A 14,858-nucleotide genomic window follows, 5' to 3' on the forward strand; every position below is an offset into this window, starting at 1 on the left:
TTTTATTTCGGATCACAACGATCCGTTTTCAAACTTGAAGGTGTTTTTTATTTGTCTCATCTTATGGGGTCAGTCCCGTTGATAGGGCGTTTTTTTGTCTTTTCATCCAATTCTCTCCTGTGATGAATGTATAAAAATAGGGATCGGAAGAAATATATATTCAAACATCAAAAGTACAGGAGGATCAAATATGGACAAAGCTCGTTTCATGAAACAAATCGTCCTTATCTTCTCAATCGTTCTACTCGCAACCTCACTGATGACAGCTGAAAAAAGTGAAGCCTTCACCAGTCAAGTTATCCAGCGAGGTGCAACAGGAGAAGATGTTGTCGAGCTGCAAGCACGGCTCCAATACAATGGCTTTTATAATGGCAAAATTGATGGTGTATATGGCTGGGGGACGTACTGGGCCGTACGCAACTTTCAAAGTCAATATGGTGTAAAGAAAGTAGATGGACTTGTAGGTAAACAAACAAAAAGCCTATTAGTTCAAAAGACAAAATACTATAAAGACTTTGTTCAGCAGCAGCTGCAAAAGGGGAATGAGTTTACCCATTATGGCGGGAAGCCTCTTGATCAGCAAACTAAAGCTCCTGCGAAAAGAAGCTCACAAAAAAAGACAGCTCAAGGCGCAAAAGAGAATCAAAAAAGTCAAAGCGGAGCAAAGCCTGCGAAACAGTCAGGCAATCAGCAAGCAACTCAAACACCGAAACAAACGGCAGCCAACATGCCAGGTGGTTTTTCTAGTAATGATATTCAGCTCTTATCACAAGCGGTTTATAGTGAAGCAAGGGGCGAGCCGTATGAAGGACAGGTGGCGATCGCTGCCGTTATCTTAAACCGATTGAACAACCCGACTTTTCCAAATACAATCGCAGGTGTTATTTTTGAACCGCTTGCGTTTACAGCTGTGGCGGATGGCCAATTTTATATGTCACCAAATGAAACTGCAAAAAAAGCTGTGTTTGATGCCATTAATGGCTGGGACCCTTCTGAGAGTGCCGTCTATTACTTTAATCCTGATACAGCAACAAGTCCATGGATTTGGGGAAGGCCACAAATTAAACGCATCGGGAAACATATTTTCTGCGAATAAAAAGAGGTGTAAATAAATGATCAGAGGAATATTGATTGCCATTTTAGGAATTGCTGTCATCTCAACAGGTTATTGGGGCTATAAAGAGCATCAAGAAAAAGACGCAGTGCTGCTGCACGCAGAGAACAACTATCAGAGGGCTTTCCACGATTTAACGTACCAAGTGGATCAGCTGCACGACAAACTTGGGGCAACGCTTGCGATGAACAGCCAATCGTCGATTTCACCAGCACTTGCAGATGTATGGAGAATGTCATCAGAAGCACATAACAATGTGAGTCAGCTTCCGCTCACATTAATGCCTTTTAACAAAACGGAAGAATTTTTGGCGAATGTCGGAGACTTTAGCTACAAATCATCAATCAAATCCTTATCAGATGAACCATTAAACAAGAATACGCACAAAACCATTACGTCTTTATATCAACAAGCATCTGATATTCAAAACGAACTGAGACAAGTGCAGCATCTCGTCCTCAACAAAAATTTAAAATGGATGGATGTTGAAATGGCACTTGCTGATGGTGACCGAAAGAATGATAACACCATCATTGACGGGTTGAAAACAGTTGAGAGAAATGCAGATGCATTTGCAGATGTCGATCTCGGACCGACAAATGTGTCGACAGAAGCAGAAACACGCGGCTACAATCATTTAAAGGGTAAAAAAATTTCAAAGAAAGAAGCGATACGCATTGCCCAGCAATTCACACCTGATCATAATCAACATTTTAAGGTGAGAAAAAGCGGAAGCAAAACCAATCGAGATGTGTACAGCTTATCGATGTCAGATCCTGATAATAAAGCGAATTTCTATTTAGACTTGACTGAAAAAGGAGGACATCCAGTTTACCTTCTTCAAAATCGTGACGTGAAAAAACAGAAAATCAGTTTAAATCAAGCATCAGAAAAAGCACTCAGCTTTTTAAAGAAGCAAGGATTTGATGCAGAGTCGTTCCATTTAGATGAAAGTGCGCAATTTGATAATATCGGTGTATTTACCTATGTTCCTCTTCAAAAAAATGTACTGCTTTATCCAGATAGTATACGCATGAAGGTCGCATTAGACGATGGTGAAGTGGTTGGATTTTCAGCGAAAGACTATTTAACGAATCATAAAACAAGAGACATCAAAGCACCTAAAATCTCACAAAAAGAAGCGAAGAAAACGCTCAATCAGCATGTGAAAATCGAAGATGCTCATATAGCGATTGTTCAAAACGATATGTCAGAGGAAGTTTTATGCTATGAGTTCCTTGGGACGATAAAAAATGATACGTATCGAATGTTCATTAATGCAGATACTGGAAAAGAAGAGCGAGTAGATAAACTAAAAAATGCAGAACCTATATATAAAGACCTATAAAAAAGAGAGCAAGGAAAAGGCGAATAAGCCTTTTCCTTTTGTTTTATACATGGTTTAATATAGGAGAGGATATGATTTCACAGATGAAAAGAGTGATGAGGAATGTTACAAATAGGGGATGCAATCACAATTGAATATGTCAATGAGAACAAAGAAGTGAAAACTGCAAAATCGAAAGTTTTGGAAAATAATAACGATGATATTTGCATTAATTATCCAGCTGATAAAGAAACAGGACGCACAATCTATTTAAACCAGCAAACAGAAATCACCGTTTTCTTTTTCGATGAAAATCAAGTTCCATACAAATGCACAAGCGCAGTCATCGGCAAGAGGAAAGAAGATGTTCCGATGATCGTCATTTCCATTCCGCCAAAAGAAGAAATGATTCGGCTTCAGCGTAGAGAATATCTGAGAGTCGATACAATGGTCAAAGCCTCGATTACGCAAACGGATGAAGAACCCTTTGACACGTTTATTGTCAATATGAGTGCTGGCGGCTTAGCCATTGCTGTTCCTGAAGGTGTCTCAATGAAAGAATACGGAGAAGTGATCACAGAGTTTGAACTTCCGCTGAAAGAGCCTGTCAAAATTAAAGCGGTTGCAGAGATGAGCCGAGTCTATCAAGATGAGCAGACTGGCAAAACAAGAGCGATCATGGAGTTTTCTGAGATCACAAATGATCAGCAGCAGCACATTATGAAGTACTGCTTCCAGCAGCAGCTTTTAACACGTGTGAAAAAAGCATAAGAATAAAGGATGTTAAAAGCTTCCATACTAGAGGTAATAGAATCTAGCGTGGAGGCTTTTTGTATGAAGACAATGGAAAGATGGTTATTGAAAGCGGTGCTCATTCAGCTTGTCTTATTATTAGCCGTTCAGATCACACTTCATTTGACAAAAGGAGAACTATTTTTGTCAAAAGTCGTGCAATACGAGGGTGTAAATAACATGAGCATTGAAGATTGGATCGAGACGTTTAAGCAGAAGGATTGATAGAAAATTCCCCCGTTTGACCGGTGATCGTGTTACAATTCATAAGGGAGATTCAATCAAGGAGAGGTATTATGAAAAAGAAATTATCTATCGCAATTGACGGTCCTGCAGCAGCAGGAAAAAGCACTGTGGCAAAAATTGTCGCAGCAAAAAAATCTTATATTTATATCGATACAGGTGCCATGTACCGCGCGATTACGCTTGCGGCACTTCACCATGGTGTAGATCTTGAAGACGAGCAGGCGCTTGATGCACTACTGAAGAAAACAGTGATTGAACTTGTCTCAACAGGCGAGGGTCAAAAAGTTCATCTAGACAATACCGATGTGACAGAGGAGATCCGCACAGACCGCGTGAGCAACCAAGTATCGGTTGTCGCAAAGCACAGAGCTGTTCGGGGAGAAATGGTCCGCAGGCAGCAAGAGCTTGGTAAAAAAGGCGGTGTCGTGATGGACGGAAGAGACATAGGTACGCACGTTCTTCCTGATGCCGAAGTGAAAATTTTCTTGCTTGCATCTGTAGAAGAAAGAGCAAAACGCCGCTTTGAAGAGAATCAGAAAAAAGGCTACGATGTCAATTACGATCAGCTGATCGAAGAGATTGCAAGACGTGACAAGCTTGACTCTGAGCGCGAAGTTTCACCGCTTAAGAAAGCGGATGACGCCATTGAAATTGACACCACTTCTCTTTCCATTCAAGAGGTAGCAGGTAAAATTTTAGATGCAGCAGACCGCGTGGAGAAACAGTAAGAAATTTTAGAAAACTTTTATAAGTTAGAGGTTTATCTCTTGACAAACAAGGTCTTTTATTAGAAGTTTATACTAATACTATTTTTATTGATCATTCAAGCAATTCTGTTGATTTGAATGTTTCTATAATACATACTCGGCTGGCAATCATCATGCTTAAGACACATATTCACCCAGTCGTTTTAACTAAGCTGTGTAGGTTTGGACCAAGGAGGTTATCGAAATGACAGAGGAAATGAATCAAATCGATGTTCAGGTACCAGAGGTTGGAGATGTAGTGAAAGGGATTGTTTCTAAAGTTGAGGACAAGCATGTCAATGTAGATATCGTCAATGTGAAACAGCCTGGGATCATCCCAATCAGTGAATTATCAAGTCTTCACGTTGAAAAAGCATCAGATGTCGTGAAAGATGGCGACGAATTAGAGCTTAAAGTAACAAAAGTCGAAGACGATGCTTTGATTTTATCGAAACGTGCTGTTGATGCAGACCGCGCTTGGGAAGACCTAGAGAAAAAGTTTGAAACAAAAGAAGTATTTGAAGCTGAAGTAAAAGACGTTGTAAAAGGTGGTCTTGTCGTAGATATTGGTGTGCGTGGATTTATTCCTGCATCTCTTGTAGAAGCGCACTATGTTGAGGACTTTTCAGACTACAAAGGTAAAACACTCTCACTTGTCGTGGTTGAACTGGACCGCGAAAAAAATCGTGTGATTCTCTCGCACCGTGCAGTAGTGGAGCAAGAGCAATTAGACAAAAAACAAGACTTCTTGCAAAAACTTGAGGTAGGCAGTGTGATTGATGGTAAAGTGCAGCGCCTTACTGATTTTGGTGCATTTGTAGACATTGGCGGCATTGATGGATTGGTTCACATTTCTCAACTATCCCATTCGCATGTTGAAAAGCCATCTGACGTAGTGGAAGAAGGCCAGGAAGTCCAGGTCAAAGTACTTGCTGTTGATCGTGATAACGAGCGTATCTCACTCTCTATTAAAGAAACATTACCAGGACCTTGGAGCCAGATTGGCGAAAAGGTAAAACAAGGTGATGTGCTTGAAGGAACTGTCCAACGTCTTGTGAGCTTTGGTGCATTTGTTGAAATTCTGCCAGGCGTCGAAGGACTTGTGCATATTTCCCAAATCTCTCATAAACATATCGGTACACCACATGAAGTCCTTGAAGAAGGGCAGACTGTGAAAGTAAAAGTGCTTGATGTGAATGAAGATGAAGAGCGCATTTCACTAAGCATCCGTGATTTAGAAGAAAATCCTGAAAAACAAATCGAAGAGAATTATCGTCAATATCAGGCGAAAGAAGAAAACACAAGCGGATTCCAGCTTGGTGACCTGATCGGCGATAAGCTCAATAAATTAAAATAATTTGGTGATCAAAATTGACGCGAGCAGAAAGAAAGAAACAGCATATTGAACATGCCTTGTCCACTGGGCAGCATGCAGAAACAGGTTTAAAAGATGTTTCCTTCGTTCACGTCGGTTTACCAGATCTTGCGACATCACAAATTGATACACATACAACAATTGGCGGACTGACTTTCGGTTCGCCAATTTTTATCAATGCAATGACTGGCGGGGGCGGAAAATCGACCTATGAGATAAATCGCTCTTTATCAATCGCTGCGAAGGAAAGCAATATTCCGGTGGCAGTTGGATCACAAATGGCTGCGCTGAAAGATAAAGAGGAAAGACGTACGTATGAAGTTGTTCGAAAAGTGAATCCAAATGGAATTGTCTTTGCGAACTTAGGCAGTGAGGCAACGATTGAGCAAGCGAAGGAAGCCGTTGAGATGCTGGAGGCCAATATGCTCCAGATTCATTTAAATGTGATTCAAGAGATTGTCATGCCTGAGGGAGACCGTGATTTCAGGGGGGCACTTGAGCGTATCGCAGCCATCAATGAATCAGTTGGTGTGCCAGTTGTCGTCAAAGAAGTTGGATTTGGCATGAGCAAGGAAACGGCCAAAAAGTTATTTCGTGCTGGGGTTGCCGCCGTTGATGTAGGCGGATTTGGTGGTACGAACTTTTCTAAGATCGAAAATCTTCGCCGCCAAAAAGCACTTCATTATTTTGATCAATGGGGGATTCCAACTGCAGCGAGTCTTGCTGAAGTACATACAAGTTTTCCGGACCAAACGGTTTTAGCCTCGGGAGGTATACAAGACGCCCTTGATGTCACAAAATCAATTGCTCTTGGCGCATCCGCTGCTGGTCTAGCTGGTTTTTTCTTAAAATCACTGACTGACGGAGGGGAGAGCGGCCTCATCGGTGATATCATAGATCTTCAAGAAGATGTGAAGATGATGATGACAGTCCTTGGCGTGAAGACCATTGAAGAGCTGCGACAAACCCAGATTGTCATTTCAGGTGAAACGAGTCATTGGCTCAAAGAAAGAGGTATCGACACAATGTACTATAGTTTAAGATCAAATAAGAAAAAGGACTAAAAGCAAGTTTAGCCCTTCATCATTTAAGGCATGTGGTCATCACATGCCTTTTTTTATTGATTTCTTTTTCGCGCGCTATCTGGTCCTTCTAATGCTGTTGCCCCTTTATGATGAATGGATTGATCACGGTCAGATTCCACTCTTTTTGATGCCTTTAAGCGTTTTTCCTGTCTATCTTTTCCCATCATGCATCCCTCCTCAACTATTAGGGTGTCACCTCTTGTTTATTTCATACAATGCCCAAAGCGATCCCTTACGTTTAAAAATTGGGGATTTTCCCATAATGTAATTGAGGTGATGAGACGTTGGAGGCTTTGTACTATTATTGGTCCATATGGTTCGTTTGGATTATCGTGACATTTATTATGGAAAAAAGCTTATGGCGCAATGTGCTAGGCATCTTTGTCCTTGTCCATATTATATGTAGTCATTTCATGATATCTATATTTGATATGATCCTGAATGCGGGGTACTTAATGACCTTTTTATATGCATGTGCGTGTTTTGTTATATTCCGGTCTGGGCATCAAATAATGAGAATCATACAATTAGGTTCTATGGTGAGCGCATATGCCTTTTTTATGATTTTTGCATTATATGACCCAGTTTGGTTCACGCTAATAAAAGTGGATTGGGTCGTATTTGCCTTGCTGATCTTGATGTCTTTGACATATGGACATCATTTCACAGAACGTGTCACCTTATGGATGATGGCTGTATGTCTTGGCGAAGCCCTTTATGCGCTCACGATTCACCGCCTGACATCATCGATTGTCATAGGAGATCTCTCTTTTCTGTCCCTTGTTGTTCAAGGGTCCATCTTCCTATTAGGTGTCGATCAGCTTGAAAAACTCTTGAACGCCCATTCATCAAGAAAACCAGTAAAAGGGGCTGCAAAATCAACATGACGGATTATACGTTTCCTGTGATTATTGGTGTCATCTTTGGGATGGCGGCAAGGCTTTACATGTTAAGAACAGATTACCGGCAATACCCAACATATATTCATGGACAAGTGATTCACATTGCGCTTGGTTTTATCGCTTCAGGACTTGGTGCGATCATTATGCCTGCACTCATTCAGGAGGAATTTACGGCGATTACCTTTCTCACGCTGGCAGCCACACAATTCCGAGATGTCCGCAATATGGAAAGAAATACGTTAACTCAAATGGATTCATATGAGCTAGTCTCAAGAGGAAGTACATATATAGAAGGCATTGCCATTGCCTTTGAAAGCCGAAATTATATTGCGATTCTCACGGCACTGATTACGACCACAGCTTGTATTTTCTTCTCGCTCGTTATTGGGACAGTGGTCGGTATTCTTTGTTTTTTCTTGGCAAAGCTATTAATGTCTGGAAGCCAATTAAAGGATATCGTCAACATACAAAAAGGAGAGCTTCGCTTTGATGGGGCAGGGCTTTATGTGAACGATATTTACATCATGAATATCGGACTGCCTGAAAAGCAAAAGCTCATTTTGGAGCATGGGATGGGCTTTGTTTTGACACCAAAAAATTTCAACGCAGCCACAACGATTGCCAACCTTGGGCAGCGGCAGGCCATTTTATTTGATTTATCCAATGTACTTGGTGTGTATCGCGACTCTGGTGAACCATCACTCTGTCCGCTCGCAAAGCGTGATTTGAATAACGGTACACTTGGTGTGTTCATTTTACCGCAATGGTATCGTGAAGATCTCGCTGTCCGTGTATTAGAAGAAGTACCCATTTTAGAAAATGCCATCAGAATGCCGACAGAGTTCATAAAAAAGAAAGTGAGGTAATAGGGCATGGCGAACACCATTGAACAATTTATACTCGCTGTGGCTACAACAAATAAAGAGCGGGTCATGGGCGGAACAGCCGTTTTTTTCTGCGAAAATAAAGAAGAACTCGACATGTACGCCATGAATTTAGAGGCCATTTTAGATGGAATTGCACACGGAATTGGAGAAGATCTTTACTTGATTGTCAAACATTTTTAAGTTATTCATTGTGGTCTGATTAAAAATTGATATAATATATAAGTTGAACCCTTCATGTTTGAAGGGTTTATTTCATAAAACTGAATGAAAATTTTAAATCCCGGTTGAAACATGATGATGAACATATTGAATCGCGGCTGGATTGAAAGGAAGGGTACTATGGGTAAACCTGTCGTAGCCATTGTTGGAAGGCCCAACGTTGGAAAATCTACAATTTTTAATCGAATCGCAGGCGAAAGAATATCGATTGTAGAAGACACACCTGGTGTAACAAGAGATCGTATTTATAGCTCTGCTGAATGGTTAAATTATGACTTTAACTTAATAGATACTGGTGGAATTGATATTGGAGATGAGCCATTTTTAGCGCAAATTCGCCATCAAGCAGAAATTGCAATGGATGAAGCGGATGTTATCATCTTTATGGTGAATGGCCGAGATGGTGTGACATCTGCGGATGAAGAAGTCGCAAAAATTTTATATCGCACGAAAAAGCCAGTTGTACTTGCTGTCAATAAACTGGACAACCCTGAAATGAGAAGTGATGTGTATGACTTTTATGCACTCGGATTTGGCGATCCATTTCCGATTTCTGGAACGCACGGATTAGGACTTGGTGATCTTCTTGATGCAGTTGCAGAACACTTTAAGAACTTACCAGATACGCAGTATGATGAACAAGTTGTCCAGTTCTGCTTAATCGGTCGCCCGAATGTAGGGAAATCTTCTTTAGTGAATGCGATGCTCGGAGAAGACCGAGTCATTGTCAGCAACATCGCTGGTACAACAAGAGATGCTGTCGATACGATGTTTACGTACAATCAGCGTGACTTTGTCATTGTTGATACAGCAGGTATGAGAAAAAAAGGAAAAGTATACGAAACAACAGAAAAATACAGTGTGCTTCGTGCATTAAAAGCCATTGATCGTTCTGATGTTGTCGCTGTTGTTCTTGATGGTGAAGAAGGCATTATTGAGCAGGATAAACGTATTGCAGGATATGCACACGAAGCTGGTAAAGCCGTTGTAATCGTTGTGAACAAATGGGACGCTGTTGAAAAAGATGAGCGTACGATGAAGGAATTTGAGCAAAACATTCGTGAGCATTTTCAATTCCTAGATTATGCTCCTGTCTTGTTTATGTCTGCTCTCACGAAAAAGAGAATTCATACGTTAATGCCGTCCATTATTACAGCTAGTGAAAATCATGCGATGCGCGTTCAAACGAATATTTTAAACGATATCATCATGGATGCAGTAGCCATGAATCCAACGCCGACTCATAATGGACAGCGCCTGAAAATTTATTATGCGACACAGGTGGCAATTAAGCCTCCGTCCTTTGTTGTGTTTGTAAACGATCCAGAGCTTATGCACTTTTCTTATGAACGTTTCCTAGAAAACCGCATTCGAGATGCGTTTGGTTTTGAAGGAACACCGATTAAAATATTTGCGAGAGCGAGAAAATAAAAAGGGTGAGCAGAATGAAGAAAATTTCAGTACTTGGAGCAGGAAGCTGGGGAACAGCTCTTGCTCTTGTATTAGCTGATAATCATCATGATGTACACATGTGGGGACATAGACAAGAGCTCATTGACCAAATCAATGAGAAACATGAAAATCATGATTACTTGCCAAATGTCGCACTGCCAGCGTCTATCCAGGCGACGACAGACATGAAGCAGGCGTTAGAGGGGACAGACGCTATTATTGTTGCTGTGCCAACAAAGGCCATTCGTGAAGTGTTGAAGCAGGCAAATGAGCTGATTACGTCGAAAGTGCCGTTTGTCCATGTAAGTAAAGGAATTGAACCAGATACACTTCTCAGAATATCTCAAATGATTGAACAAGAAGTCCCGGATGAGAAAAGAGAAGCTGTCATCGTCTTATCAGGACCGAGCCATGCTGAGGAAGTAGGCTTGCGTCATCCGACAACTGTCACTGTCTCATCAGAAAATATTGAAGCGGCTCAATTTGTTCAAGATTTGTTCATGAACAACAACTTTAGAGTATACACAAACCCTGATGTGATTGGTGTAGAAATTGGCGGCGCACTGAAAAATATCATTGCTCTTGCGGCAGGGATCACAGACGGGCTTGGATATGGTGACAATGCAAAAGCGGCGCTCATCACTAGAGGACTCGCTGAAATCGCACGTCTCGGTACAAAAATGGGAGGGAATCCTCTGACATTTGCCGGCTTAACGGGCGTTGGAGATTTGATCGTGACATGTACAAGTGTTCATTCACGTAACTGGCGCTGCGGAAATTTGCTTGGTAAAGGGTATAAGCTTGAAGAAGTGCTTGAAAAAATGGGGATGGTTGTCGAAGGCGTCCGTACAACAAAAGGCGCTTATCAGCTCTCCAAAGAATACAAAGTCAGCATGCCGATTACAGAGGCACTTTACCACGTCCTGTTTGAAGGGAAAAAGGTCGACGATGCTGTAGAATCATTGATGGCACGTGTGAAAACACATGAAATGGAAGACCTTGTGAACATGTTTGAAAATCAAACAAAATAAATGGAAGACTGAACTTAGGCATGTAGAGGATGCAAGAAGGGGAAGACTTGCATAACATAGCAATGAAGTTTGAATAGAGCTTTGCCTCTACAGAATGAGGAAAAATAGTCGACCTAATGACTGAAGCGGAGTCCCCCTCTTTGCTTCAGTTTTTTTATGCGCTTTTTTCTGAATGATTGGAAAAATGATTGATATTTACCTTATTTTTGGTTTAGAATGAAATATAAACGCTTACAATTTGTTCGTTTTAAAGGGGGACAGGCACGATGAGTTTTGCTTTAATCAAGATGTGGTTTGCACTTGGTTCGATGGGGCTCATGTTTTTAGCTGTAGTTACCATTTATTTCAGTCGATTTAAGCTGAAAAGCCGGTTTCTTAAAATAACAGCCTCGACCGTCGCATACAGCTTGATGCTGATATCAGGTATCATTGTGTTTTTAGTTGTATTTAGCGGGCCGGTCAATGAATAAAGAAAAAGGAAGAATGTGATGATCAAAGCAAAAGTCAGTGTCACGTTGTTAGCATTTATATTACTCACAGGATGTCTGTATCCAGAAAATCGCAAAACTGAAAACCGTGTGCCGTATGAAGAGCAGCTGCAAAGCGTTCAGACAGCGATTGAGGAATTTCAAAAAGCAACCAATGGTCTTTTGCCGATTGAAACGAAAGAAGCAGACACGCCGGTTTATCAGAAGTACGTCATCGACTTTAAGCGCTTGTCACCAAGATATTTACACGATGTACCGTCTACTTCCTTTGAAGGCGGGGGGGAATATATTTATGTCCTCACAGACGTCGAAAAAAAACCAACTGTGAAACTGCTTGATGTCAAAATGACGCAAACCATCAGTGAATTACGGCTTAGAATCAAAATATATCAAGATGAACATACATATCCGCCATACGGCAAAGTAGTATCAAACAATTTATATACGTTAAATGAAAAAAAGCTAGGCTTAAAATCACCGCCTACGGTCATGAGTCCTGTGACAGGGAATTCCCTCCCATTACTGATTTCATCAAATGGCGAAATCTATGTGGACTACCGCAGTGATTTTGCTCATATTTTGAAGAATACGAAACAAAAGCTGAAACCAGGTGAAAACATTCAAGATGTCTATTGGCAGGAAACCCCGTTTGTACCCGCGTTTTCTGTTCCTTATACCATAAACAAAAAAGGTGAGCCTGACTTTTTAGAAAAAAAGACGTCATAAACAAGAATGAACCTTTTTCCTCTGCATATAAATGAGGAGAAAGGTTTTTTTATGGCTAAACATACTCTCAAAACAAAAAAGGTGTCATATTCAAATAGGACAACGTCATACACATATATTGTCCAGACACCTTTCAAGCAAGTTTGATTGAAGAATAGAGTATTTTATTTGAAAACGAGGATAGCAAGTCCGGGAGGGGATCACTTGGAAAAAGTCGATATTTTCAAGGATATCGCTGAACGAACAGGAGGCGATATATATTTAGGAGTCGTTGGCGCTGTTCGTACAGGGAAATCTACGTTTATTAAAAAGTTTATGGAGCTCGTGGTGCTCCCGAATATCAATAATGAGGCAGATCGTGCAAGAGCACAGGATGAATTGCCGCAAAGCGCAGCAGGAAAAACCATTATGACCACTGAGCCAAAATTTGTACCGAATCAAGCGGCATCGATTCATGTGAGTGACGGCCTTGATGTCAACATCAGGCTTGTCGATTGTGTAGGATACACAGTCCCTGGTGCGCGCGGGTATGAAGATGAAAATGGTCCAAGAATGATCAACACGCCGTGGTATGAAGAGCCAATCCCGTTCCATGAAGCAGCGGAAATTGGTACACGCAAGGTCATTCAAGAGCATTCAACCATCGGTGTTGTGATTACAACGGATGGTTCCATTGGGGAAATCCCAAGACATGATTATATTGAATCTGAAGAACGTGTGATTGATGAGCTCAAAGAGGTTGGAAAGCCGTTTATTATGGTGATCAACTCTGTGAGACCCTATCATCCTGAAACAGAAGCGCTGCGGCAGGAGCTCTGCCAAAAATATGATATTCCAGTACTCGCCATGAGTGTAGAAAGTATGAGAGAGCAAGACGTTCTTAGTGTACTTCGTGAAGCATTATATGAATTCCCAGTCCTAGAGGTGAATGTGAACCTTCCAAGCTGGGTCATGGTGCTGAAAGAAGATCATTGGCTGAGAGAAAGCTATCAGGACTCAGTGAAGGAAACCGTAAAGGATATTAAAAGATTAAGAGATGTTGACCGTGTTGTTGGCCAGTTCAGTGAATTTGACTTTATTGAAAGAGCGGGCTTAGCAGGGATTGAAATGGGTCAAGGGATTGCGGAGATTGACCTGTACGCCCCGGATGATCTATATGATCATATTCTAAAAGAAGTGGTTGGCGTAGAAATTAGAGGGAAAGACCATCTTCTAGAGCTCATGCAAGATTTTGCACATGCGAAGACAGAATATGATCAAGTATCAGATGCCTTAAAAATGGTGAAGCAGACGGGATACGGAATTGCGGCTCCGGCCCTGTCAGATATGAGTTTAGATGAGCCAGAAATCATCAGACAGGGCTCAAGATTCGGCGTAAGACTAAAGGCGGTTGCGCCATCTATTCATATGATTAAAGTAGATGTAGAAAGTGAATTTGCACCGATTATCGGAACAGAGAAACAAAGTGAAGAACTCGTCCGCTACTTAATGCAAGACTTTGAAGATGATCCGCTTTCGATTTGGAATTCAGATATATTTGGGCGCTCACTCAGCTCCCTTGTCAGAGAAGGCATTCAGGCAAAGCTGTCGCTGATGCCAGAAAATGCAAGATATAAACTGAAAGAAACACTTGAAAGAATCATCAACGAAGGATCAGGCGGTTTGATCGCGATTATTCTATAGCATGTGAGACCTCTCATTGACAGGGGTCTTTTTTTGCGTATGGAATGAGTCATAAAAAGACAATTGTATAAAGATTAGTCAGATTCAGGCTGAAATTAGGAATATTCGTTCGCAAAAGTGCCCTTAATCCTTGACGAATAAGGATTCTTCCCTTTAAAATGCTTGATATGGTATTTCATATGTGTTAATCTACTTACAGAAAATCTTCACTTTGTTGGACAAACATTCCTTCAAAGAGTTGTTTTCTAATGAAAAGCCATGTATACCGCTTTCTAGACGCTCTTTTTTTCAAAAAAAGTGTATAGAAAGAAGATGAATTGTGAAGAAATGATAACAATCTATTGAATGCATATTTTTGGGAGGAGGTGAAAGGCATGAACAAGACAGAACTTATTAACGCGGTTGCTGAAGCAAGCGAGTTATCTAAAAAAGACGCGACAAAAGCAGTTGATTCTGTTTTTGATACAATTTTAGATGCACTTAAAAATGGTGACAAAATTCAACTTATCGGTTTTGGTAACTTTGAAGTACGTGAGCGTTCAGCTCGTAAAGGACGTAACCCACAAACTGGTGCAGAGATCGAAATCCCTGCAAGCAAAGTACCTGCTTTCAAACCAGGTAAAGCACTTAAAGACGCGGTGGCAGGTAAATAATCGTTATGTGTAATGATCCTATTGCAGGAGTTATACATATACAGTTTCACACTGGTCTAGAAAAGCCCCTTTCATAAGGGGCTTTTCCTTTTGAAACAAAAGGTTCGTTTAGAACGCTCTCCTTTGCTTTTA

General features: G+C 41.0%; 17 protein-coding genes. 16 read left to right on the forward strand and 1 reads right to left on the reverse strand.

The window, feature by feature from the left end; genetic code table 11:
- Positions 1-190 precede the first annotated feature (190 nt).
- The 7 genes from sleB to fni all read left to right on the forward strand — a co-directional run bounded on the left by sleB (position 191) and on the right by fni (position 6,664).
- Complete coding sequence (sleB, locus tag SB660_RS14170; RefSeq protein ID WP_180310582.1) at positions 191-1,096, forward strand: spore cortex-lytic enzyme; 906 nt, start codon at positions 191-193, stop codon at positions 1,094-1,096.
- A gap of 16 nt (positions 1,097-1,112) precedes the next feature.
- Positions 1,113-2,462: a germination protein YpeB gene (ypeB, locus tag SB660_RS14175; RefSeq protein WP_339162935.1), complete on the forward strand. Its 1,350-nt coding sequence runs from the start codon at positions 1,113-1,115 to the stop codon at positions 2,460-2,462.
- A gap of 102 nt (positions 2,463-2,564) precedes the next feature.
- A complete protein-coding gene (locus SB660_RS14180) occupies positions 2,565-3,212 on the forward strand; it encodes a flagellar brake protein (protein WP_180310584.1) in 648 nt (215 codons plus the stop codon).
- Between the two features lie 63 nt (positions 3,213-3,275).
- Entirely contained in the window at positions 3,276-3,458 is a 183-nt protein-coding gene (locus tag SB660_RS14185) for a YpfB family protein (protein ID WP_034661090.1), read from the forward strand.
- A 71-nt stretch (positions 3,459-3,529) separates the two neighbouring features.
- Entirely contained in the window at positions 3,530-4,207 is a 678-nt protein-coding gene (gene cmk / locus SB660_RS14190) for a (d)CMP kinase (RefSeq protein ID WP_410583032.1), read from the forward strand.
- 223 nt (positions 4,208-4,430) lie between these two features.
- Positions 4,431-5,582 (forward strand): 30S ribosomal protein S1, encoded by a 1,152-nt coding sequence (rpsA, locus tag SB660_RS14195; protein ID WP_058014803.1) that lies wholly within the window; start codon positions 4,431-4,433, stop codon positions 5,580-5,582.
- Positions 5,583-5,596: 14 nt separating this feature from the next.
- Positions 5,597-6,664, forward strand: a complete 1,068-nt coding sequence (gene fni / locus SB660_RS14200; RefSeq protein WP_410583034.1) for a type 2 isopentenyl-diphosphate Delta-isomerase — start codon at positions 5,597-5,599, stop codon at positions 6,662-6,664.
- 53 nt (positions 6,665-6,717) lie between these two features.
- Here fni and SB660_RS14205 read toward each other — a convergent pair whose 3' ends face one another.
- The gene (locus SB660_RS14205; protein WP_081042314.1) at positions 6,718-6,849 is read right to left on the reverse strand and encodes a YpzI family protein; all 132 of its coding nucleotides are present in this window, start codon (positions 6,847-6,849) and stop codon (positions 6,718-6,720) included.
- Positions 6,850-6,978: 129 nt separating this feature from the next.
- Between SB660_RS14205 and SB660_RS24490 the strand changes: the two genes are divergently transcribed.
- The 9 genes from SB660_RS24490 to hbs all read left to right on the forward strand — a co-directional run bounded on the left by SB660_RS24490 (position 6,979) and on the right by hbs (position 14,726).
- Positions 6,979-7,572: a YphA family membrane protein gene (locus tag SB660_RS24490; RefSeq protein ID WP_443092853.1), complete on the forward strand. Its 594-nt coding sequence runs from the start codon at positions 6,979-6,981 to the stop codon at positions 7,570-7,572.
- On the forward strand, positions 7,569-8,453 hold the full coding sequence (locus SB660_RS14215) for a YIEGIA family protein (protein WP_058014805.1): 885 nt from the start codon (positions 7,569-7,571) through the stop codon (positions 8,451-8,453). The genes SB660_RS24490 and SB660_RS14215 overlap by 4 nt, the downstream gene beginning before the upstream one ends.
- A gap of 6 nt (positions 8,454-8,459) precedes the next feature.
- The gene (locus SB660_RS14220; RefSeq protein WP_003215794.1) at positions 8,460-8,654 is read left to right on the forward strand and encodes a capping complex subunit for YIEGIA; all 195 of its coding nucleotides are present in this window, start codon (positions 8,460-8,462) and stop codon (positions 8,652-8,654) included.
- A gap of 159 nt (positions 8,655-8,813) precedes the next feature.
- Positions 8,814-10,124 carry a ribosome biogenesis GTPase Der gene (der, locus tag SB660_RS14225; protein WP_058014806.1) on the forward strand — a complete coding sequence of 437 codons (1,311 nt, stop codon included), beginning with the start codon at positions 8,814-8,816 and terminating at the stop codon, positions 10,122-10,124.
- 14 nt (positions 10,125-10,138) lie between these two features.
- Positions 10,139-11,176 carry an NAD(P)H-dependent glycerol-3-phosphate dehydrogenase gene (locus SB660_RS14230; RefSeq protein WP_410583038.1) on the forward strand — a complete coding sequence of 346 codons (1,038 nt, stop codon included), beginning with the start codon at positions 10,139-10,141 and terminating at the stop codon, positions 11,174-11,176.
- 266 nt (positions 11,177-11,442) lie between these two features.
- Complete coding sequence (locus SB660_RS14235; protein ID WP_034318888.1) at positions 11,443-11,646, forward strand: DUF2768 domain-containing protein; 204 nt, start codon at positions 11,443-11,445, stop codon at positions 11,644-11,646.
- Between the two features lie 18 nt (positions 11,647-11,664).
- The gene (locus SB660_RS14240) at positions 11,665-12,390 is read left to right on the forward strand and encodes a hypothetical protein (protein ID WP_058014808.1); all 726 of its coding nucleotides are present in this window, start codon (positions 11,665-11,667) and stop codon (positions 12,388-12,390) included.
- 204 nt (positions 12,391-12,594) lie between these two features.
- Complete coding sequence (gene spoIVA / locus SB660_RS14245; protein WP_410583041.1) at positions 12,595-14,073, forward strand: stage IV sporulation protein A; 1,479 nt, start codon at positions 12,595-12,597, stop codon at positions 14,071-14,073.
- 374 nt (positions 14,074-14,447) lie between these two features.
- Entirely contained in the window at positions 14,448-14,726 is a 279-nt protein-coding gene (gene hbs, locus SB660_RS14250) for a non-specific DNA-binding protein Hbs (RefSeq protein ID WP_003215863.1), read from the forward strand.
- Positions 14,727-14,858 lie beyond the last annotated feature (132 nt).

It is taken from the genome of Bacillus sp. SIMBA_005 (genome assembly GCF_046535585.1).
GTDB lineage: Bacteria > Bacillota > Bacilli > Bacillales > Bacillaceae > Bacillus > Bacillus pumilus.

Excerpts from the sequence above, each read along its gene's own strand:
- SB660_RS14205 (WP_081042314.1), bottom strand. The coding sequence starts at position 6,849 with ATGGGAAAAGATAGACAGGAAAAACGCTTAAAGGCATCAAAAAGAGTG.
- SB660_RS14185 (WP_034661090.1), top strand. The coding sequence starts at position 3,276 with ATGAAGACAATGGAAAGATGGTTATTGAAAGCGGTGCTCATTCAGCTT.
- SB660_RS14180 (WP_180310584.1), top strand. The coding sequence starts at position 2,565 with ATGTTACAAATAGGGGATGCAATCACAATTGAATATGTCAATGAGAAC.
- SB660_RS14235 (WP_034318888.1), top strand. The coding sequence starts at position 11,443 with ATGAGTTTTGCTTTAATCAAGATGTGGTTTGCACTTGGTTCGATGGGG.
- SB660_RS14240 (WP_058014808.1), top strand. The coding sequence starts at position 11,665 with ATGATCAAAGCAAAAGTCAGTGTCACGTTGTTAGCATTTATATTACTC.
- ypeB (WP_339162935.1), top strand. The coding sequence starts at position 1,113 with ATGATCAGAGGAATATTGATTGCCATTTTAGGAATTGCTGTCATCTCA.
- rpsA (WP_058014803.1), top strand. The coding sequence starts at position 4,431 with ATGACAGAGGAAATGAATCAAATCGATGTTCAGGTACCAGAGGTTGGA.
- SB660_RS14215 (WP_058014805.1), top strand. The coding sequence starts at position 7,569 with ATGACGGATTATACGTTTCCTGTGATTATTGGTGTCATCTTTGGGATG.
- sleB (WP_180310582.1), top strand. The coding sequence starts at position 191 with ATGGACAAAGCTCGTTTCATGAAACAAATCGTCCTTATCTTCTCAATC.
- der (WP_058014806.1), top strand. The coding sequence starts at position 8,814 with ATGGGTAAACCTGTCGTAGCCATTGTTGGAAGGCCCAACGTTGGAAAA.
- hbs (WP_003215863.1), top strand. The coding sequence starts at position 14,448 with ATGAACAAGACAGAACTTATTAACGCGGTTGCTGAAGCAAGCGAGTTA.
- SB660_RS14230 (WP_410583038.1), top strand. The coding sequence starts at position 10,139 with ATGAAGAAAATTTCAGTACTTGGAGCAGGAAGCTGGGGAACAGCTCTT.
- SB660_RS14220 (WP_003215794.1), top strand. The coding sequence starts at position 8,460 with ATGGCGAACACCATTGAACAATTTATACTCGCTGTGGCTACAACAAAT.
- cmk (WP_410583032.1), top strand. The coding sequence starts at position 3,530 with ATGAAAAAGAAATTATCTATCGCAATTGACGGTCCTGCAGCAGCAGGA.